The sequence below is a fragment of the Streptomyces sp. NPDC002851 genome, from assembly GCF_053591935.1.
On sequence record NZ_JBSFUT010000001.1, the window covers coordinates 182,344 to 201,168 of the forward strand.

An 18,825-nucleotide genomic window follows, 5' to 3' on the forward strand; every position below is an offset into this window, starting at 1 on the left:
TCAGTTGCGTAAGTGCAACACAGGTCGATCCTTTTGATCTTGATGATGTTGCCGATTGGAGACCGGACCCCGTCATCCGGGAGTATGGGGGGCATGAGCGCCCAGATTCTCGATGGCAAGGCCACCGCAGCCGCGATCAAGGCCGATCTCGTACAGCGCGTGACCGCGCTCAAGGAGCAGGGCAGGGCCCCCGGGCTCGGCACCATCCTGGTCGGCGAGGACCCCGGAAGTCAGAAGTACGTCGCGGGCAAGCACCGCGACTGCGCCCAGGTCGGCATCGCCTCCATCCAGCGCGAACTGCCCGCCTCCGCCACGCAGGAGGAGATCGAGGCCGTGGTGCGCGAGCTGAACGAGGACCCGGACTGCACCGGGTACATCGTGCAGCTGCCGCTGCCCAAGGGCATCGACGAGAACCGCATCCTGGAGCTGATCGACCCGGCCAAGGACGCCGACGGTCTGCACCCGATGAACCTCGGCCGCCTCGTCCTGAACGAGCCCGCGCCGCTGCCGTGCACGCCCAACGGCGTGATCCGGCTCCTTCGCCAGTACGGCGTCGAACTGAACGGCGCGCATGTGGTGGTCGTCGGCCGGGGCGTCACCATCGGGCGGTCGCTGCCGCTGATGCTGACCCGCAAGTCGGAGAACGCGACCGTGACGCAGTGCCACACCGGTACCCGCGATCTCTCCGCGGAGCTGCGCCGGGCCGATGTCATCGTGGCCGCGGCGGGCGCCCCGCACCTGATCAAGCCGGAGGACGTACGCCCCGGCGCGGCCGTTCTCGACGTCGGCGTCAGCCGCGACGAGCACGGCAAGATCGTCGGCGATGTGCACCCCGGAGTGGCCGAGGTCGCGGGCTGGCTGTCGCCGAACCCGGGCGGTGTCGGGCCGATGACGCGGGCGCTGCTCCTCGTGAACGTGGTCGAGGCGGCGGAGCGGGCGGCCGCCGCCGCGGCGAGCTGAGCCGATGGGGCCGATGGGGGCGATGGGAGTGAGCGCGGTGAGTTCGACGGAGCGTGACGACGCGGCGGAGCCAGCGGCTCCGCAGCGGAAGTCGCGGCGGTTCCCCGCCTGGACCAAGGACACCGCGCGGCCCGAGGGCGGTGGCCGCGCCGCCGCCGGGGACGCGCCCGCACCGGCCCGGCAGTGGCCGATGCTGACCGTGCTCGGCGCCACCGGGCTCGGGCTGCTGCTCACCGCGCTCGACCTGTTCCGGGTCGGCACGCTCCTGGTGGGGCTCGCGCTCATCGGCGGGGCGGTGCTGCGCTGGGCGCTGCCGTCGGTGGGGATGCTGGCGGTGCGTTCGCGGTTCACGGACATGGTGACGTACGGCGTACTCGGCACCGTGATCGCGCTGCTGGCGATGATGGCGCAGCCGAATCCGTGGATCGAAATCCCGTTCCTGGACGAGACGTTGCACTTCACGATCAGCAGTTGAGGGGCGTTTCCGGACAGACTGTGCGCATATGACGGTGGCGGCCCGTGCTCTCCCCCGAGGAGCACGGGCCGCCGCTTCATCTCAAGAGGGGCGGCGCGGGGTGGACCGCGCCGCCCCCTGTTGTGCGGGATCCACATTGCGGCAGGAGCGGCCCGGGTCGCCAGGGGCCGCGGAAGAGTGCGGCAGATGTGGGACGTCCCGCCCTCTGACCTGCGGGGACGCCGGGCGCGTGGAGACTTCGGCGGGACGCTGGGACGGCCGGAACGGTTCGGTCTTACGTCCGGTCCCCACCAGAAACGGGAACTGGGGCACCGAAGTTGGGCATCTTCGCTCTTACGGATTCCAAGACGTGGGGTGGAACATGTCTCGGTGGAAAACGCTGCCCGATTCGCTCGACCCGCGAGTCCGGCAGTTCGTCGTACAGCTGCGAAGACTCAAGGACCACAGCGGTCTGGGACTTGCGGCGCTGGCCCAACGGACGGAATACAGCCGTTCGTCCTGGGACCGGTATCTCAACGGTAAGGCGCTGCCGCCCGTAGAGGCGGTCGAGGCGCTCGCCCGGGTCTGCGGGGTCGACCCGGCCCGGCCGCTCGCGCAGCGCGAGGTGGCCGCGGAGGCGTGGGGGGCCGAGTCGCCGTCCGTACCGCCGCCCGAAGTTCCGGAGGGCGTACGGGAGACGGGCCCGGAGACGGGTTCGGCGGGACGGCGGGTGCCCTGGCTGGCCATAGTGCTCTCCAGCGTGACCACCGCCCTGGTGATGCTCGCCGTACTCGCCCTGGTCGCGCCGTGGGAGGACACGGCCGACGCGGGCGGCGGGGGCGGCGACAAGCCGTACACCGGCGAGCCGCACCCGGAATTCGGGGAGTTCGTCTACGAGCCCGGCAAGAACTTCCCGTGCGAGGTGAAGCGCGAGAAGGACGGCAGGCTTTACGCGGGCTACAGCCGTACGCAGTCAGAGTTGATCGTGCAGTCGGCCACGCGCTGGTCCGTGGTGGAGGCGCAGTGCCTGCTCAAGCACCACGGGGAGTCGCCGGGCGTGGCGGACGGCGCGTTCGGCAACGCCACCGAGCGCGCGGTCAAGCGGCTCCAGAGCGAAGGGGGAATCGCGGTCGACGGGAAGGTCGGCCCCGATACGTGGGGGGTGCTGAGGAAGTGAACAAGCAGCAGGAGAGGGCCGAGCGAAGGACCGAGTGCGAGCGGCTCGCCGGTACGTTGCGGGAGCTGCGCTCGGGCACGGGCCTGAGCCTGGCCGCGCTCGCGGCCAAGACGCCGTACAGCAAGTCCTCTTGGGAGCGGTACCTCAACGGCAAGGCGCTGCCGCCGCGGCAGGCCGTGGAGGAGTTGTGCACGCTGGCGGGGGAGCGGGCCGACCGGCCGCTCGCGCTCTGGGAGTTGGCGGAGGCGGCGTGGAGCGGGCGGGCCGGTGCGGGGGCGGGGCGTGGTCCCGCGGTGGCTCCGGCCTCTGCGGTGGCTCCGGCCGCTGCTGTGGCCCCGGCCTCTGCTGGGGACCCGGAGCCGCGGCCCGAGCGGGCACCGGAGGCGGCCGTCGCGGTGGCCGGGGCCGCGCGGCGGCGTCGGCGGCTGCGCTCCGGGGGGTTCGCGGTCGGGGTGCTCGGCGGGCTCGCGGCCGTGGCCGCCGCGGTGCTGCTCGCCGTCTGGGGCTTCGACGGCAGCGGGCAGAGCGTAGAAGGCGATACGGGGGCGCGCGGCCGTACGGGGGAGCCGGGGCCGAGCTGCCAAGGGGACGCGTGCACGGGCAAGAGCCCGGAGCAGACGCGCTGTTCGACCGCGGCGAACCAGCCGAGCACCGTGGCCGAGCGACGCTTCGGGGGCGACACCGTGGTCAAGGTGCGCCACTCGGCGGCGTGCGGGACGGTGTGGGCGCGGATCGACCGGGGGCAGGTGGGCGACCGCGTCTCGGTCACGGCGCCCGGAATCGCCGCGCAGCATACGGAGGTTCGGGACCGCTGGGACGCGGAGGCGTCCCTGTCCACGCCGATGACGGCGGCGGAGCGGCCCGCGCTTGCGGAGGTCGAGGTCTGCGTGGTGCGGGACGGGGAACGGTCCTGCTTCTCGGGCTGGGACCCGGACTGACGCAGCCTCGGCGGCGACTACACAAGAACGGCGCCCGTCCTCTCCCCCGTGGGAGGACGGGCGCCGCTGTGGTTACAGAGTCATGGACGTGACAACTTCGGATCAAGTCTCGGCTGTTCCCTGTGACGCGGAGGTGACCGTTTCGGCACTCTGTGCGCCGCCTGCAACGATCTCGTACGGGCGGGAACAAGGTGCCGTGTCCCGGAACGCGCGGGCGGTGGGACACTGTCCCCGTGCACGGGGGGACCGTCGGGCACGTATGACGGGGGGCAAGGGCAACAAGGGGGGTAACACCATGGCTCGTTGGAAGGCGCTGCCGGAGGAGCTCGACCCACAGGTGCGCGAGTTCGCGGGCCAGCTGCGCCGTCTCGTCGACCGGAGCGGACTCAGCATCGCGGCGCTCGCGGACCGCACCGGCTACAGCAAGACGTCGTGGGAGCGCTATCTGAACGGGCGGCTGCTCGCGCCCAAGGGCGCGGTCGTGGCGCTTGCCGAGGTCACACGCACCAATCCGCTCCACCTCACCACCATGTGGGAGCTGGCGGAGCGCGCCTGGAGCCGCTCCGAAATGCGCCACGACATGACGATGGAGGCCATCCGGATCTCCCAGGCGCGCGCCGCACTCGGGGGGCTCGATACCACCAAATCGGGCGCCAAGGGGGGCGCTTCGGGTGCCAAGAGGGGCGATCAGGCGGGCTCCAAGCCGGGATCCAAGCCGGGATCCAACGCGAGCTCCAAGGCGGGCAGGTCCGCCAAGAGGCCCTCGGCGCCCGCGCAGCCCGGCGTGCCTTACGGCGCCGCGGGTCCCGGGGCGGCGTACGGACGCGCACAGGGCGGAGGTGTCGGTGCCGGTGCCGGTCGGGGGGCCGTCGCCACGCCGCCCGTACCGCCGCGGGGGCCGGTCCCGGTGGCCGACGCCGTACCCGCGGGGGCGGCACCGGCCGAACGGCGGGGGCGGGGACGGACCGTGGCGTGGATCCTCGTCGGGGTCGTCGGGGTCCTGGCCGTGATCGCCGCCGCGTTCTTCGTACCCGGACTGCTCAAGGGGGACGGCGAGCCGAACGCCAAGCCGTCGGCCGAGCCGAGTACCGAGCAACCGAAGCTGCCCGCGGGCGTGAAGTGCAGCGGCGCGGACTGCGCCGGCCAGGATCCGGAAGACATGGGCTGCGGCGGCGAGTTCGCGAAGACGAGCACCAGCGTCACGCTCGGCAGCGCCCTCGTCGAGCTCCGCTACAGCAAGACCTGCGGCGCCGCCTGGGCCCGCATCACGCTGGCGACGCCGGGGGACACGGTGCAGGTCACCGGGGTCGGCGGCGGGTCCAAGCAGCGCGCCGAGGTCGACACCGACAACGACGCGTACACCCCGATGGTGGCCGCCGGGAGCGTGACCGACGCGAAGGCTTGCGCCACCCTCAAGTCGGGTCTGCGCGGCTGCACGAAGTAGGTTCCCCACCCCGCCCCTTCCCGAAAGCTCGCAGCCGCATCGGGGGCTCCGCCCCCGGACCCCCGCTCCTCAAGCGCCGGAGGGGCTGATTATTGGGGCAGGGGAATGAGACGGGCGCACCGGGGCAGGCGCAGTACAACCCCCACGGGAGCAACACCCCGGCGGGCGGTCGCCCGCGTACCTCTCCCGGGCGGGCGGCCGCCGCCGAGGGCCGGACGTAGGTGCACGGGCGGACGAGGTATAGCCTGACCGGTGGATCTCTCTTGACGTCAAGGGATCGATCATCCCGACGTCGAGGCTTCGATCCCCCCTGCTACTGCCAGCACCAGCTGTCTACGGAGATCGCCATGACCCGCACTCCCGTGAACGTCACCGTCACCGGCGCCGCCGGCCAGATCGGCTACGCGCTCCTCTTCCGTATCGCCTCCGGCCACCTGCTCGGCCCGGATGTGCCGGTCAAGCTGCGGCTCCTTGAGATCACCCCGGCGCTCGGCGCGGCCGAGGGCACCGCGATGGAGCTCGACGACTGCGCCTTCCCGCTGCTCCAGGGCATCGACATCACCGACGACCCGAACGTCGCCTTCGACGGCGCCAACGTCGGTCTGCTCGTCGGCGCCCGCCCGCGCACCAAGGGCATGGAGCGCGGTGACCTCCTGGAGGCCAACGGCGGCATCTTCAAGCCGCAGGGCAAGGCCATCAACGACCACGCCGCGGACGACATCAAGGTCCTGGTCGTCGGCAACCCGGCCAACACCAACGCGCTCATCGCGCAGGCCGCCGCGCCGGACGTACCGGCCGAGCGGTTCACCGCGATGACCCGCCTCGACCACAACCGCGCGCTCACCCAGCTCGCGAAGAAGACCGGCTCCACGGTCAACGACATCAAGCGCCTGACCATCTGGGGCAACCACTCGGCCACCCAGTACCCGGACATCTTCCACGCCACGGTCGGCGGCAAGAACGCCGCCGAGGTCGTGAACGACGAGAAGTGGCTGGCCGACGAGTTCATTCCGACCGTCGCCAAGCGCGGTGCCGCGATCATCGAGGCCCGGGGCGCCTCCTCGGCCGCCTCCGCCGCCAACGCCGCCATCGACCACGTCCACACCTGGGTCAACGGCACCGCCGAGGGCGACTGGACCTCCATGGGTATCCCGTCGGACGGTTCGTACGACGTGCCGGAGGGGCTCATCTCCTCCTTCCCGGTCACCTGCAAGGACGGCAAGTACGAGATCGTCCAGGGCCTGGAGATCAACGAGTTCTCGCGGGCGCGCATCGACGCCTCCGTCCAGGAGCTCGGCGAGGAGCGCGACGCGGTGCGCGGTCTCGGCCTGCTCTGAGTCTGATTCTGAGCCTGAGTCACTCAGGCGTAACTCCCCTCGCCCCGGCGGCCGTTGACGCGGACGCCGGGGCGAAGTGCTGAGCGCTCCCCTATGCTGTGACCCTGCGCACACAGCCTGTAGGGGGAGCAGCGGTGACTCAGCAGATCCATGTTCCGGAGCAGGAGCCCGGGACTGGCGCCGACGGGTTACCGTCCGCCGTCCCACCGGTGCCGCCCTCGGCCAGCGAGGCCACGCGGCTGCTCTGCGCGGGCAGCTACCTCGACGAGCCCTTCCGGAACCGGGTCATCGAGGAGTTGTACGTCCACGAGGAGCGGTTCGCCGCCCCGGCGCTCGGCTTCGACGCGGCCCGCGTCCTCGCCCACGCCCTGCGCGCGCGGCGCGCCGAACTCGGCTGGTCCGCGCTGATCCTGGGCCTCTGGCTGGTCGGCCTGATCCTCAGCGAGGGGCTGCTGCTGCTCGTTCTGCTGCCCGGCGTCATCCTCGCCGGTGCCGCCCGGCTGCGGGGCGAGGCCGCGCGGCCGCCCGTGTACCGCACCTTTCCGGCGCTGGTGCTGCGCTGGTGGGCCCGGATCTGGCTGGCCCTGATGCTGATCGACGTCGTGGGGATCGCCTTCGGCTCCGGACCGGCCCTGGGCACGGACCCGGGCGCGCTGGCCCAGGACCTCGCGCCCGACGCCATCACCGAGCTGCTCGCCGCCGGGGCGAGCGCCGGGGCGCAGCCGTTCCACGCCTGGGTCTGTCTCGTCATCACGATCCTGATCGCCGCCTGTCTGACCGGGCAGCGCGGGCAGTTCGCGCGGGCGCTCACGGGCGAACTGCACCCCCAGCACTTCCCCGACCTCGATGCCGACCCGGCCGAGCGGTACGACAGCGCCCGGTTCCAGCGGCTCCGGCAGCGCATCCGGGACGAACAGCACGCCCCGCTCGTGCTGTACCACGCCGGACGCCCGTTCTGCGGCGCCGGCCACGCGTACGACGCCTGGACGCTCGCCGTGGAGCTGCGCCCGGACGACGCGGCCGAGACGCAGAAGCCGGTCAGCAACCGGCTGATCCTGGAGAAGATCCGCCCGCTCCTCGCCCAGTTGCGGGTGCCCGCCTCGCACGCCGTGGGCCGGGTGCGGGACCGGCTGCGGCAGCTGGAGATCGACGAGTGCGTGTTCCTGCCGGTGGCCGGGCTGCCGCGGCGTGATCTCGCCCCGTACGGGCAATTCGCGGCGCACCAGGCGGACAGCGTCGAAGAGGGCGGCGAGGCGCGGCGGCACTTTCTGCGCATCCGCGTCGGCGGCTGGGAGGAGAACATCGTCACGACGGTGTTCGTCCGGGTGCACACGCAGGGCGGCATGCTGATGCTGGAGATCGCCCCGCATGTGCTGCTTCCGGTGCGTGAGGAGTTCGAGGACGCGGACCGGCTGGCGCACCAGTACCGGCACAACAGCGCCTTCGGCAAGGCGATCTGGGCGCTCGCCAGGACGCCGCGGTCGATCGGGTTCGCGGCGGTCACGCTCTTCCGCGGCGCCGCCCTGACCTGGCGCGTCCTCAACGGCGGGTACGGTGCGGCGCTCGCCGACGGGCCCGCGGTGTCGGTGCGGGAGCTGGGGCAGGGCGACGACGCGTCGCTGTTCCAGGACATGGACGTACGCCGTTACTTGAAGTCCGTGCAGGACCGGGTGGCGCACGGGGTGCGGCAGGCGCTCACCGAATGCGGGTACCGCACCGACGAGTTCGCGCAGAAGGTCGTCAACGTCAGCGGCGGCGGCGTCTTCATCGAGCGGGCCGAGGGCTCGGCCGTGACGATCGGGGATCACAACGTCGTCAGCAACACGTCCGGGGCTCAGGCGGCCCCGGACCCCTTCACCAAGGCGCAGGGAGGCACGGATGGCAACGGGTGACGCGGCGGACGGCTCGGCGGGTGCGGCGCGGAGTGTCCGGATCGGGGATGTGCAGGGCTCGGCCGTGACCGTGGGGAACAACAACGTGGTGGTGAACCGGTCGGGCGGCGCCCCACGCGACCCGGCGCACGAGGAGCTGCTGCGCGCGGTGCGCGAGCTCCGTACCGACCTGGCCCGGATGGTGGAGAACCCTCAGGTCACGGCGTTGGACGCGGAACTCGCGGACGCCGAGGGCGAGATCGAGCGGGACGGGCGCGCGGGGCAAGGGCGGCTCGTCCGGCTCCGGCAGGCGCTCGCGGACGCGGGCGGGGTGGCCGCGCTGTTCGCCTCGGCGGGCACGGTGGCGCAGGCGGTGGCGGCGCTGACGACGGGGGCCTGAGCGTGGCCGGTGACGGAAGAGGGGCCGGGGGCGGGGACGGCGTGCACTGGAACGCGGAGACGCAGAGCTGGGAGGAGAGCGGGGAGCCGTCCGCCACGCGCCGGTACGCGGCGCCGCCCCCGCCCCCGCCCCCGGCCTCGCCCCCGGCTCCGGCTTCGTCCCCGCCTCCGGCCTCGCCCCCGCCGCCGGGGGTGCCGCCCGGGCCGCCGCTGCCGCCCGAGGTGGTGCCGCCTTCCGACGGCCCTGGGCCGGGCCCTGACGGCCAAGGGCCCGGCCCCGACTCCCGGGCCGGGGTGCGCCGAAACGCCGTGGTCGTCGTGGCCGCGGCCGCCGTACTCGGGGCCGGGGTCGGCGGCTATCTGTTGTGGGGGCGGGGCGACGGCGGCCCGCCGGACCCGAAGCCGGGGCCCACCGTGGTGTCCGAGTCCCCGGGCGACCCGACGGCGGAGCCCACCGGCACCGGACCCACCACCGAGCCCACGGCTCCCACCGGAACCGCATCGCCGACACCGTCCCCGGCCCCGCCCGGCTACCGGACCGTCCACGAGCCGGAGTTCGAGATCGCCGTGCCGGAGGACTGGGAGCGCCGCACCAAGCCCGGCCTCAAGGGCGTGACCGTCTACTTCTACGAGGAGCCCGACGGCGGCCCCCGCAAGGTGCAGGTCTTCCGCGTCACCGAGGAGGACGCGGACCCCCGGTCCACCCTCGTCCTCGCCGAGAAGGACCTGAAGAAGCGGCTCGACGACTACCGCCGCAACAGCCTGGGCGAGGTCCCCGAGACCCCCGAGGATCCTCGTACGGCGTACGAGCTGGACTACTCGTATCTCAGTGGCGAGTGGGGCGGCGAGGTACGGGTGCTCGACCGCGTCCTGCCGCTGCGTGCGGAGGCGCCCGACGCGCTCTATGCGGTCCTGACCAGCGGTCCCGCCGAGGAGTGGCCGGAGCAGCGGGAGGTACAGGAGACGGCCGCGCACTCCTTGCGTGGCGTGAACTGAGCCCCGACGTCGTGAATTGAGCCCCGTCGTCACGAGGGGCGCCGTGGTGTGACGCTGTGTATTTCTCGCGCCCATGGCTACGTACCGTAAAAACGGAATGCACAAAGAGCGACCCGAAAGCCTCACTCATCGCGGCCGGAATTTCACGGAACGTTGATATGTGACCTATGTCACCGGGGAATTCGGGATCCCGCGAGCCGATACGGCCTTAGCGTGTTCGGCCAGGGCTGACTAGGGCAAACTGCCCTTTTCCGGTCGAGCGTGCTAACTGCGGCTATCAAACGGAGTGACCCGACCCACTTTATCCAGCCGTTATGCATGCTTTCCTCATTGGAGGGCAGCAGCCCCGGGCTGCCGGATACCGGCAGTGAACAAGACGGGAATGGAAGGCAAAACGCGACGTGTCGGCTGAACAGACCATCTATGTGGGCGGGGAGTGGCGCAAAGCCGCTTCCGGCGCCATCCGCGAGATCCTCGACCCCGCGGATGCCAAGCCGTTCGCCGTCGTGGCCGAGGGCGGCGTCGAGGACGCGGACGCCGCTATCGCCGCCGCCAAGCGGGCGTTCGAGGACGGCCCCTGGCCGAAGACCTCGGTCGCCGAGCGTGCCGCGCTGCTGCGCAAGGTAGCGGACCTGCTCGTACGGGACCGCGAGGAGATCGGCCTCCTGGAGAGCCGCGACGCCGGAAAGACCGTGGAAGAGGGGCGGATCGACGTCGACTGTGTCGCCGACGCCTTCCGCTACTTCGCGGACCTCGTCATCGGCGAGGGCGCCGGGCGCGTCGTCGACGCGGGTTCCGACACCATCCACAGCGTCGTCGTGCACGAGCCCGTGGGCGTCTGCGCGATGATCACGCCCTGGAACTACCCGCTGCTCCAGGCCAGTTGGAAGATCGCCCCGGCGCTCGCCGCGGGCAACACCTTCGTCATCAAGCCCAGCGAGGTCACCCCGCTGACCACCGTGAAGCTCGTCGAACTCCTCGCGGAGGCAGGGCTTCCGGAGGGTGTCGCGAACATCGTGACCGGCCCGGGCCACACCGTCGGCGCCCGCTTCGGCGAGCACCCCGACGTCGACCTGATCTCCTTCACGGGTGGCCTGGTCAGCGGCACCAAGGTGGCGCAGGCCGCGGCCGTCGGCGTCAAGAAGGTCGCCCTCGAACTCGGCGGCAAGAACCCGAACGTGGTCTTCGCGGACGCCTGCGCCACGGACGAGGGCTTCGACACCGCCGTGGACCAGGCGCTCAACGCCGCCTTCATCCACAGCGGTCAGGTCTGCTCGGCCGGTGGCCGGCTCATCATCGAGGAGTCGGTGCGCGACCGCTTCGTGGCCGAACTCGCCCGCCGCGCAAGCAAGATCAAGCTCGGCCGCGGCACCGAGGACGGCGTCGAGTGCGGCCCGCTCGTCTCCCAGCAGCAGCTCGACAAGACCGAGATGTACGTCGCCTCCGCCCTGGAAGAGGGCGCGAAGCTGGTGACCGGCGGCAAGCGCCCCGAGCCCAGCGACGTGCGGCCCGCCGAGGGCTACTTCTTCGAGCCGACCGTGCTCGACCAGTGCCACCGCGAGATGCGCGTCGTCCGCGAAGAGGTCTTCGGCCCGGTGCTCTCCGTGGAGACCTTCACGACCGAGGACGAGGCCGTGGCGCTCGCCAACGACACCGAGTACGGGCTCGCGGGCGCCGTCTGGACGCAGGACGCGGGCCGTGCCCGCCGCGTCGCGGCCCGGCTGCGGCACGGCACCGTCTGGATCAACGACTTCCACCCCTACCTGCCGCAGGCGGAGTGGGGCGGCTTCGGCAAGTCGGGCGTCGGACGTGAGCTCGGACCGGCCGGTCTCGCCGAATACCGGGAGAGCAAGCACATCTACCAGAACCTGGCGCCAGAGCCGGTGCGCTGGTTCGGCGGCTGATTTTTTCTATGGTCCGGCCCCTTCCCGCGACCGGGGGTGGGACCCCAGACTCCCGGTCCAACACGCTGAACGTGCTCGCCCGGTCACGCTGGGCGGGCCGGACAGCACCCGTACAACCCCAAAAGCGCAGCACTTTGCAAGAAGTGGAGCAAGAAGACAGATGCCTCAGTACGACTACGTCGTGATCGGCGGCGGCACCGCAGGTTCGGTGATCGCCTCCCGTCTCACCGAGAACCCCGACGTCACCGTCGCGGTGATCGAGGGCGGCCCGACCGACATCGACCGCGACGACGTCCTCACCCTGCGCCGCTGGCTCGGCCTGCTCGGCGGTGACCTCGACTACGACTACCCGACGGTCGAGCAGCCCCGCGGCAACTCGCACATCCGGCACAGCCGCGCCAAGGTCCTCGGCGGCTGCTCCTCCCACAACACCCTCATCTCGTTCAAGCCGCTGCCGTCCGACTGGGACGAATGGGCCGCGAACGGCGCCGAGGGCTGGGACGCCGCGTCCATGGAGCCGTACTTCGGCAAGCTGCGCAACAACATCGTGGCCGTGGACGAGAAGGACCGGAACGCCATCGCCCGCGACTTCGTCGACGCCGCGCAGAGCGCGCTCGGCGTGCCGCGCGTCGAGGGCTTCAACAAGAAGCCCTTCAAGGACGGCGTCGGCTTCTTCGACCTCGCCTACCACCCCGAGACCAACAAGCGGTCCTCGGCCTCCGTCGCCTACCTGCACCCGCACATCGAGGCGGGCGACCGCCCGAACCTCACGCTGATGCTCGAGACCTGGGCGTACCAGCTGGAGTTCGACGGCACCCGGGCCAAGGGCGTACACGTGCGCACCAAGGACGGCGCGGAGATCCTCGTCGAGGCGGGCCAGGAAGTGCTCGTCTGCGCCGGTGCCGTGGACACCCCGCGGCTGCTCATGCACTCCGGCATCGGGCGCAAGGAGGACCTCGAGGCCCTCGGCATCGACGCGTGGCACGACCTGCCGGGCGTCGGCGAGAACCTGCTCGACCACCCGGAGTCCGTCATCGTCTGGGAGACCAACGGGCCGATCCCGGACAACTCCGCGATGGACAGCGACGCCGGTCTGTTCGTGCAGCGGGACCCCGACGTCGAGGGCCCCGACCTGATGTTCCACTTCTACCAAATCCCGTTCACCGACAACCCGGAGCGGCTCGGCTACGAGCGCCCCGAGCACGGTGTGTCGATGACGCCCAACATCCCCAAGCCGAAGAGCCGCGGCCGGATCTACCTCACCAGCGCGGACCCGGAGGTCAAGCCCGCCCTCGACTTCCGGTACTTCACGGACGAGGACGACTACGACGGCAAGACGCTCGTCGACGGCATCAAGATCGCCCGTGAGGTCGCCAAGACCGAGCCGCTCGCCCACTGGCTGGGGCGCGAGGTCTGCCCCGGCCCGGAGGTCACCTCCGACGAGGAGATCAGCGAGTACGCGCGCAAGGTGGCGCACACCGTGTACCACCCGGCGGGCACCTGCCGCATGGGGGCCACCACAGATGAACTGGCCGTCGTGGACCCGGAGCTGAGGATCCGGGGCCTGGACGGCATCCGTATCGCCGATGCGTCCGTCTTCCCGACGATGCCCGCCGTGAACCCGATGATCGGGGTGCTGATGGTGGGGGAGAAGTGCGCGGAACTGCTGAGCACCGGGAGTGATGTCCGATGACCGCCACCACGAAGAGCCCTGAGAACCCCGACCATACGGACGCCGCCGTGGCCACCGTCGACGCCACGGCCGACCAGGCCGCTGACGCCGCCGGGACCCCGGTCTTCTCGGTCCGCAACCTGTGGAAGGTCTTCGGCCCCAAGGCCGAACGCGTCGCCGACGACAAGGAGCTCGCCGGACTGTCCGCGGCCGAGCTGACCGCGCGCACCGGCTGCACCGCGGCCGTCCGCGACGTCTCCTTCGACGTCAAGCGCGGCGAGGTCTTCGTCGTCATGGGCCTGTCCGGCTCCGGCAAGTCCACGCTCGTGCGGACCCTCACCCGGCTCATCGAGCCGACCGGCGGCTCCCTGTTCTTCGACGGTGAGGACGTCCGCGCCCTCGACAAGGACAAGCTGCGCGAGCTCCGCAGGCACCGCGCCGCGATGGTCTTCCAGAACTTCGGCCTCCTGCCGCACCGCTCGGTGCTCGACAACGTCGCGTACGGCCTGGAGATCCAGGGCGTCGGCAAGGCCGAGCGCCGCGCCAAGGCCCAGGAGATCGTCGAGAAGGTCGGCCTCGTCGGCATGGAGCACCGCCGCCCCACCCAGCTCTCCGGTGGTCAGCAGCAGCGCGTCGGCCTGGCCCGCGCGCTCGCCGTCGACCCCGAGGTGCTGCTCTTCGACGAGCCGTTCAGCGCCCTCGACCCGCTGATCCGCCGGGACATGCAGGAGGAGGTCATCCGCCTGCACCGCGAAGAGGGCCGCACCATGGTCTTCATCACCCACGACCTCTCCGAGGCGCTGCGCCTCGGCGACCGCATCATGCTGATGCGCGGCGGCGAGATCGTGCAGCTCGGCACCCCCGAGGAGATCGTCGCCAACCCGGCCGACGACTACGTCCGCGACTTCGTCCGGGACGTCCCGCGGGAGCAGGTCATCTCGGTACGCCGCGCGATGCGCCCGGCCGCCAACGCCGGGGAGGCCGAGTCCGGCGCCGCGCTCGCCCCGGACACCCGCGTCGTCGACGCCATCGAGGCCGTCGCGCGCAGCGGCGAGCACTGCCGGGTCGTCGACGACGGCCGCACCCTCGGCATCGTCGACCACGCCCAGCTGCTCTCCGTGGTGGCCGGAATCGACGAGGACGCCGCCGGCGCCGCCGCGAAGGCCGGTGCCGCCGACAAGGCCGATGCCGTCGAGAAGAAGGCGGCCACCATATGAGTGCCGCCCCGACGCAGACCCCCGTACTCGACAAGCGGGACCGCGTGACGAAGACCGAGCCCGCGGAGGTGCCGCAGGCCCCGGGCTTCTGGGCCCGCCTGCTCGGCAACCCCAGGGCCATGGTCCTGGCCGCCGCCCTGCTCGTCGCTGCCATCGGCGCGGTCACCAGCGGCAGCGGCGTCTGGCCCGCCGGTCTCACCTTCGACCTGCGCTCCCCGCTGGGCGACCTCAACCAGTGGCTGGTCGACAACCGGGACACGCACCCGCTGTTCCTCTACTTCCTGCTGCACATCAGCAACACCGCGCAGTCCGCGGTCGACTCGGTCGTCCTCGGCCTGGAGAGCCTCGGCTTCATCGGCGTGACCGTCGCCGCCGTCCTCGTCGCCTGGGCGGCGGGCGGCGCCGGGCTGCGGCGGCGCGCGCTGCGCACCGCGGGCACCGCGCTCGCCACGTTCCTGGTGATCGGCCTGCTCGGCATGTGGGAACCCGCGATGGAGACCCTCGGTCTCATGATCGTGTGTGTCGTCGCCGCCGCCCTCGTGGGCGTGGTGCTCGGCATGATCTCCGGGCTCTCCGACCGCGGTGAGCGGATCCTGCGCCCGGTCTTCGACACGATGCAGGTCCTTCCGGCCTTCTCGTATCTGCTGCCGTTCGTGCTGATCTTCGACGTCGGCACCCCGTCCGCCTTCGTCACCACCGTGATCTACGCGGCCCCGCCGATGGCGCGGCTCACCTCGCTCGGCCTGCGCGGCGCCGACGCGGCGGCCCTGGAGGCCTCCCAGTCGCTCGGTGCCACGTACCGGCAGCAGCTCCTGACGGCCCGGCTCCCGCTGGCCCGTAAGCAGATGCTGCTCGGCCTCAACCAGACGATCATGATGGCCCTGTCGATGGTCGTGCTCGCCTCGATGATCGGCGCGGGCGGCCTCGGCGAGGAGATCTACCGCTCCCTGTCCATCCTGGACGTCGGCCAGGCGCTGGCCGCGGGCATCGCGATCGTCCTGATCGCCATCTGGCTCGACCGCACCACCGCGGCGGTCGGCGAGCACCTCGACGACCCGGCCGCGGGCGTCACGAGCCGCGCCCGCACCTGGCTGACCTGGGCGGGCGTCGCGGTCGCCACCGGTATCGGCACCGCGATCGGCGCCGCCACCGCCATGGTGGAGTGGCCCGACAACTGGATCGTCGCCATCGCCGAGCCGGTGAACACCGTGGTCGACTGGATCGAGGCCGAACTCGGCTCCGGCATCCCGGTCATCGGCGGCACCCTCACCTGGGCCTCCGGCTTCGCCGAGTACGTCATCAACCCGCTGCGCGACGCGCTGCAGGCCACCCCGTGGTGGGCGCTGCTCCTGGTCGCCGGGGTGCTCGCCTACCTGGTGGGCCGCTGGCGGGCCGCGGTCACCGTGGTGCTCGCGCTCGGCCTGATCGGCGGCATGGGCCTGTGGACCCGCTCCATGGACACCCTGTCGCAGGTCATCGCGGCCCTGGTCGTGACCCTGGTGCTCGGCTTCGCGATCGGCGTGCTCGCCGCCCGGGTCGACTGGGTCGAGCGGGCCATCCGGCCGGTGCTCGACACCATGCAGACCATGCCGCAGTTCGTCTACCTGATCCCGATGGTCGCGCTGTTCAGCGGCGGTCGTACGGCGGGTGTGGCGGCGGCCGTGATCTACGCCCTGCCCGCGGTGGTCCGGATCACCAACCAGGGCGTCCGCGGGATCGACCCGGCGGCCCTGGAGGCATCCCGCTCGCTCGGCGCCTCGACGAGCCAGCAGCTCCTCCAGGTGCAGCTGCCCCTGGCCCGCCCGTCGCTGCTCCTCGCGGTGAACCAGGGCGTCGTCCTGGTCCTGTCGATGGTGGTCATCGCGGGCATGATCGGCGGCGGCGCGCTCGGCGTCGACGTGGTCAAGGGCCTGGCCAAGGGCGACCTGGCGCTCGGTATGACGGCCGGTATCGCGATCGTCTGCCTGGGCGTGCTGTTGGACCGGATCTCGCAGCCGAAGGCGGCCCTGAAGAAGAAGGGACCGGTGCAGCCACCGCTGCCTGTGACGGTCTGAACCCACCCCTCACCCCGGAACCCCCGCACAACCCACCTGGCAAGCAAGGGACTTGAACCAATGAAGCGCACCAAACTCAGCACCAAGTTCAGCAATAAGCGCATAGGCACCATCGTCGCCGCCTCCGCCGGCACCCTCGGCGTCCTGGCCCTCACCGGCTGCGGCGCCGCCGCCACCGGCAACTCCGCGGGCGGCTCCGACAAGGTGACCATCACCGTCCCGTCCTGGGTCGGCGCGCAGGCCAACGCCGAGGTCGCCAAGGTCCTCCTGGAGGAGGAGGTGGGCGTCAAGAAGGTCGAGCTCAAGACCATGGACGAGCCCATCGCCTGGGACGCCCTGAACAACGGCAAGGCCGACGCGATCCTCGAGGACTGGGACGGCCAGCCGGAGAAGCAGAAGCTGTACCTGGACCAGAAGAAGAGCGTCGTCAAGGGCGGCGACCTGGGCGTCACCGGCCACATCGGCTGGTTCATCCCGAAGTACTACGCCGACAAGCACCCCGAGGCGAAGACCTACGAGGGCCTGAACAAGCTCTACAAGGACTTCCAGACCTCGGAGTCCGGCGACAAGGGCGAGTTCCTCGGTGCGGCCCCGTCGTACACCACGTACGACGAGTACCTCATCAAGAACCACAAGCTGAACTTCAAGATCAAGGAGACCGGCAACGAGGCCGCTCAGATCAAGGAGATCCAGCAGAAGTACAAGAACAAGCAGCCCTTCGTCACCTACTGGTGGGAGCCGCAGTGGCTGAACAACGACGTTGAGCTCGTCGAGGTCAAGCTCCCCGAGTTCAAGGAAGGCTGCAACGAGCCCAAGGAGAAGACGGAGTGCGGCTACGCCAACACTCCGCTCCAGAAGTACTTCAACGCCGACTTCGCCAAGGACGGCGGCAAGGCGGCCGAGTTCCTGAAGAACTTCAAGTGGACGACCGAGCAGCAGAACGAGGTCGCGAAGTACATCGCCAAGGACAAGATGTCCGGCGAGCAGGCCGCGAAGAAGTGGATCAAGGACAACGAGGACGTCTGGAAGGCCTGGATCCCGAAGAAGTGAAGAAGTAAGGCCCTTGCCGTAACGGCAGCCTGAATACGCCGGTGCCGGGCACCCCTTGGGGGCCCGGCACCGGCGTATTCAGAGGGTGTTGGGTCCCCGTTGCCGCGCCCGCCCCGGCGCCCCTCACCCCGCGCGCAGCTCCCGCGCCATCTCTCGTACCGCCGCCATCGCGCGCCGTTGCAGGCCGGGCCCGAACGTGACCCGGGACGCGCCGAGTTCGCCCAGGCGGGATGGGGGAGGTGCCTGGGGGTGGGCGAGGGCGTTGAGCGGGGTTTCCGGGGTTGCGGAGGTCAGGGTGGGCAGGTGGTCCGGTGGGGCGAGGATGGGGTAGATGCCGTCGGCGCCCGCCGCCACGTAGAGGCGTGTTCGGTGGAGCGTCTCGTTCAGGGCTTCCTCGTCCCGCATGCCTCGTACGTACGTGTCCACGCGGGCGTTGAGGAACAGGGCGCCGTCCGCCGCCGCCCGGACCTCGGCCAGCCAATCGGCTTGCCGATCCGGGTCTTTGAGGGTTCCCTCCGTCGAGTCCTCGAGGTTCACGCCGACCGCGCCCGTCTCCAGGGTGCGGGCCACGAGTTCCCTCGGCGGGAGGCCGTAGCCGTCCTCCAGGTCCGCCGAGACCGGGATGCCGTACTCCGCCACCGCGCGCACGATCCGGGTGACCGCCGCGAACATCTCGTCCGCCGGGGTCGCCCCGTCCGCGTACCCGAGTGAGGCCGCCACGCCCGCGCTCGGCACCGCCAGCGCCTCGAAGCCCGCCTCGGCGAACTCCCGGGCGCTGGCCGCGTCCCAGGGGCCCGGGAGGATCAGCGGGTCGCCGGGGGTGCGGTCGTGGTGCAGGGCGCGGAAGGCCGCGGCCGCCGCGGCCGCGGGCGTTTCGTTCACCACGCCGGGCCTCCGGGCTTGATGCGGCGGCTGACCATCAGGCGGTTCCAGCCGTTGATCGTCGTGATCACCGCGACCAGGTGGGCCAGTTCCGGTTCCGTGAAGTGCGTGGCGGCCTTCTCGTAGACCTCGTCCGGTACGAAGCCGTCCGTCAGGACCGTGACCGCCTCCGTCAGGGCGAGCGCGGCCCGCTCGCGTTCCGTGTAGTAACCGTCCGTTTCTTCCCAGGAGTTGAGCTGGTCGAGGCGGCCCTCGATACCGGGCCCGCCGTTCTTGCGGGCGAGCGCGAGGTGCATGTCGAGGCAGAACGCGCAACGGTTGATCTGCGAGGCGCGGATCATCACGAGCTCGGCGAGCGCCGGATCCCCCAGGCCCCGCTTCGCGACCGCGCTGAGCGCGCGCATCGCGTCGCGGAACTCGGGGGGCAGCGTGGTGGTGCGGGTGGTCACTCTTTCTGCTCCTTGCTCAGC

At 71.3% G+C, this 18,825-nt stretch carries 16 protein-coding genes; 14 read left to right on the forward strand and 2 right to left on the reverse strand.

What is annotated here, in order from left to right; translation table 11 throughout:
* Positions 1 to 93 precede the first annotated feature (93 nt).
* The 14 genes from ACWD10_RS00870 to ACWD10_RS00935 all read left to right on the forward strand — a co-directional run bounded on the left by ACWD10_RS00870 (position 94) and on the right by ACWD10_RS00935 (position 17,473).
* Positions 94 to 960: a bifunctional methylenetetrahydrofolate dehydrogenase/methenyltetrahydrofolate cyclohydrolase gene (locus ACWD10_RS00870; RefSeq protein WP_451085506.1), complete on the forward strand. Its 867-nt coding sequence runs from the start codon at positions 94 to 96 to the stop codon at positions 958 to 960.
* Between the two features lie 22 nt (positions 961 to 982).
* Positions 983 to 1,435 (forward strand): DUF3017 domain-containing protein, encoded by a 453-nt coding sequence (locus tag ACWD10_RS00875; protein WP_451085877.1) that lies wholly within the window; start codon positions 983 to 985, stop codon positions 1,433 to 1,435.
* Positions 1,436 to 1,796: 361 nt separating this feature from the next.
* Positions 1,797 to 2,591: a helix-turn-helix domain-containing protein gene (locus ACWD10_RS00880; protein ID WP_451085508.1), complete on the forward strand. Its 795-nt coding sequence runs from the start codon at positions 1,797 to 1,799 to the stop codon at positions 2,589 to 2,591.
* Positions 2,588 to 3,529 carry a helix-turn-helix domain-containing protein gene (locus ACWD10_RS00885; protein ID WP_451085510.1) on the forward strand — a complete coding sequence of 314 codons (942 nt, stop codon included), beginning with the start codon at positions 2,588 to 2,590 and terminating at the stop codon, positions 3,527 to 3,529. The genes ACWD10_RS00880 and ACWD10_RS00885 overlap by 4 nt, the downstream gene beginning before the upstream one ends.
* A 295-nt stretch (positions 3,530 to 3,824) precedes the next feature.
* Positions 3,825 to 4,973 carry an XRE family transcriptional regulator gene (locus ACWD10_RS00890; RefSeq protein ID WP_451085511.1) on the forward strand — a complete coding sequence of 383 codons (1,149 nt, stop codon included), beginning with the start codon at positions 3,825 to 3,827 and terminating at the stop codon, positions 4,971 to 4,973.
* A gap of 347 nt (positions 4,974 to 5,320) precedes the next feature.
* The gene (locus tag ACWD10_RS00895) at positions 5,321 to 6,310 is read left to right on the forward strand and encodes a malate dehydrogenase (RefSeq protein WP_451085513.1); all 990 of its coding nucleotides are present in this window, start codon (positions 5,321 to 5,323) and stop codon (positions 6,308 to 6,310) included.
* 134 nt (positions 6,311 to 6,444) lie between these two features.
* Positions 6,445 to 8,202, forward strand: coding sequence for a hypothetical protein (locus tag ACWD10_RS00900; RefSeq protein WP_451085515.1), 1,758 nt, complete (start codon positions 6,445 to 6,447; stop codon positions 8,200 to 8,202).
* Positions 8,189 to 8,581, forward strand: a complete 393-nt coding sequence (locus ACWD10_RS00905) for a hypothetical protein (RefSeq protein ID WP_451085517.1) — start codon at positions 8,189 to 8,191, stop codon at positions 8,579 to 8,581. The genes ACWD10_RS00900 and ACWD10_RS00905 overlap by 14 nt, the downstream gene beginning before the upstream one ends.
* Before the next feature lie 41 nt (positions 8,582 to 8,622).
* Positions 8,623 to 9,576 (forward strand): hypothetical protein, encoded by a 954-nt coding sequence (locus tag ACWD10_RS00910; RefSeq protein ID WP_451085519.1) that lies wholly within the window; start codon positions 8,623 to 8,625, stop codon positions 9,574 to 9,576.
* Between the two features lie 401 nt (positions 9,577 to 9,977).
* The gene (locus tag ACWD10_RS00915; RefSeq protein WP_451085521.1) at positions 9,978 to 11,480 is read left to right on the forward strand and encodes an aldehyde dehydrogenase family protein; all 1,503 of its coding nucleotides are present in this window, start codon (positions 9,978 to 9,980) and stop codon (positions 11,478 to 11,480) included.
* A gap of 160 nt (positions 11,481 to 11,640) precedes the next feature.
* Complete coding sequence (locus tag ACWD10_RS00920) at positions 11,641 to 13,173, forward strand: GMC family oxidoreductase (protein WP_451085523.1); 1,533 nt, start codon at positions 11,641 to 11,643, stop codon at positions 13,171 to 13,173.
* Positions 13,170 to 14,369 (forward strand): quaternary amine ABC transporter ATP-binding protein, encoded by a 1,200-nt coding sequence (locus tag ACWD10_RS00925; RefSeq protein WP_451085525.1) that lies wholly within the window; start codon positions 13,170 to 13,172, stop codon positions 14,367 to 14,369. The genes ACWD10_RS00920 and ACWD10_RS00925 overlap by 4 nt, the downstream gene beginning before the upstream one ends.
* Positions 14,366 to 16,423, forward strand: a complete 2,058-nt coding sequence (locus ACWD10_RS00930; protein ID WP_451085527.1) for an ABC transporter permease — start codon at positions 14,366 to 14,368, stop codon at positions 16,421 to 16,423. The genes ACWD10_RS00925 and ACWD10_RS00930 overlap by 4 nt, the downstream gene beginning before the upstream one ends.
* Positions 16,424 to 16,483: 60 nt before the next feature.
* Positions 16,484 to 17,473 (forward strand): ABC transporter substrate-binding protein, encoded by a 990-nt coding sequence (locus ACWD10_RS00935; protein ID WP_451085529.1) that lies wholly within the window; start codon positions 16,484 to 16,486, stop codon positions 17,471 to 17,473.
* Positions 17,474 to 17,596: 123 nt separating this feature from the next.
* On the opposite strand, the gene ACWD10_RS00940 is transcribed toward ACWD10_RS00935, so the two are convergent.
* Both ACWD10_RS00940 and ACWD10_RS00945 read right to left on the reverse strand, forming a co-directional pair.
* Positions 17,597 to 18,358 (reverse strand): isocitrate lyase/PEP mutase family protein, encoded by a 762-nt coding sequence (locus ACWD10_RS00940; RefSeq protein ID WP_451085531.1) that lies wholly within the window; start codon positions 18,356 to 18,358, stop codon positions 17,597 to 17,599.
* Complete coding sequence (locus ACWD10_RS00945) at positions 18,352 to 18,804, reverse strand: carboxymuconolactone decarboxylase family protein (RefSeq protein ID WP_451085533.1); 453 nt, start codon at positions 18,802 to 18,804, stop codon at positions 18,352 to 18,354. The genes ACWD10_RS00940 and ACWD10_RS00945 overlap by 7 nt, the downstream gene beginning before the upstream one ends.
* Between the last annotated feature and the right edge of the window lie 21 nt (positions 18,805 to 18,825).

What these genes read in the sequence shown, in the direction of transcription:
- ACWD10_RS00870 (WP_451085506.1), top strand. Translation starts at nt 94, where the DNA reads ATGAGCGCCCAGATTCTCGATGGCAAGGCCACCGCAGCCGCGATCAAG.
- ACWD10_RS00875 (WP_451085877.1), top strand. Translation starts at nt 983, where the DNA reads ATGGGAGTGAGCGCGGTGAGTTCGACGGAGCGTGACGACGCGGCGGAG.
- ACWD10_RS00880 (WP_451085508.1), top strand. Translation starts at nt 1,797, where the DNA reads ATGTCTCGGTGGAAAACGCTGCCCGATTCGCTCGACCCGCGAGTCCGG.
- ACWD10_RS00890 (WP_451085511.1), top strand. Translation starts at nt 3,825, where the DNA reads ATGGCTCGTTGGAAGGCGCTGCCGGAGGAGCTCGACCCACAGGTGCGC.
- ACWD10_RS00895 (WP_451085513.1), top strand. Translation starts at nt 5,321, where the DNA reads ATGACCCGCACTCCCGTGAACGTCACCGTCACCGGCGCCGCCGGCCAG.
- ACWD10_RS00905 (WP_451085517.1), top strand. Translation starts at nt 8,189, where the DNA reads ATGGCAACGGGTGACGCGGCGGACGGCTCGGCGGGTGCGGCGCGGAGT.
- ACWD10_RS00920 (WP_451085523.1), top strand. Translation starts at nt 11,641, where the DNA reads ATGCCTCAGTACGACTACGTCGTGATCGGCGGCGGCACCGCAGGTTCG.
- ACWD10_RS00925 (WP_451085525.1), top strand. Translation starts at nt 13,170, where the DNA reads ATGACCGCCACCACGAAGAGCCCTGAGAACCCCGACCATACGGACGCC.
- ACWD10_RS00930 (WP_451085527.1), top strand. Translation starts at nt 14,366, where the DNA reads ATGAGTGCCGCCCCGACGCAGACCCCCGTACTCGACAAGCGGGACCGC.
- ACWD10_RS00935 (WP_451085529.1), top strand. Translation starts at nt 16,484, where the DNA reads ATGAAGCGCACCAAACTCAGCACCAAGTTCAGCAATAAGCGCATAGGC.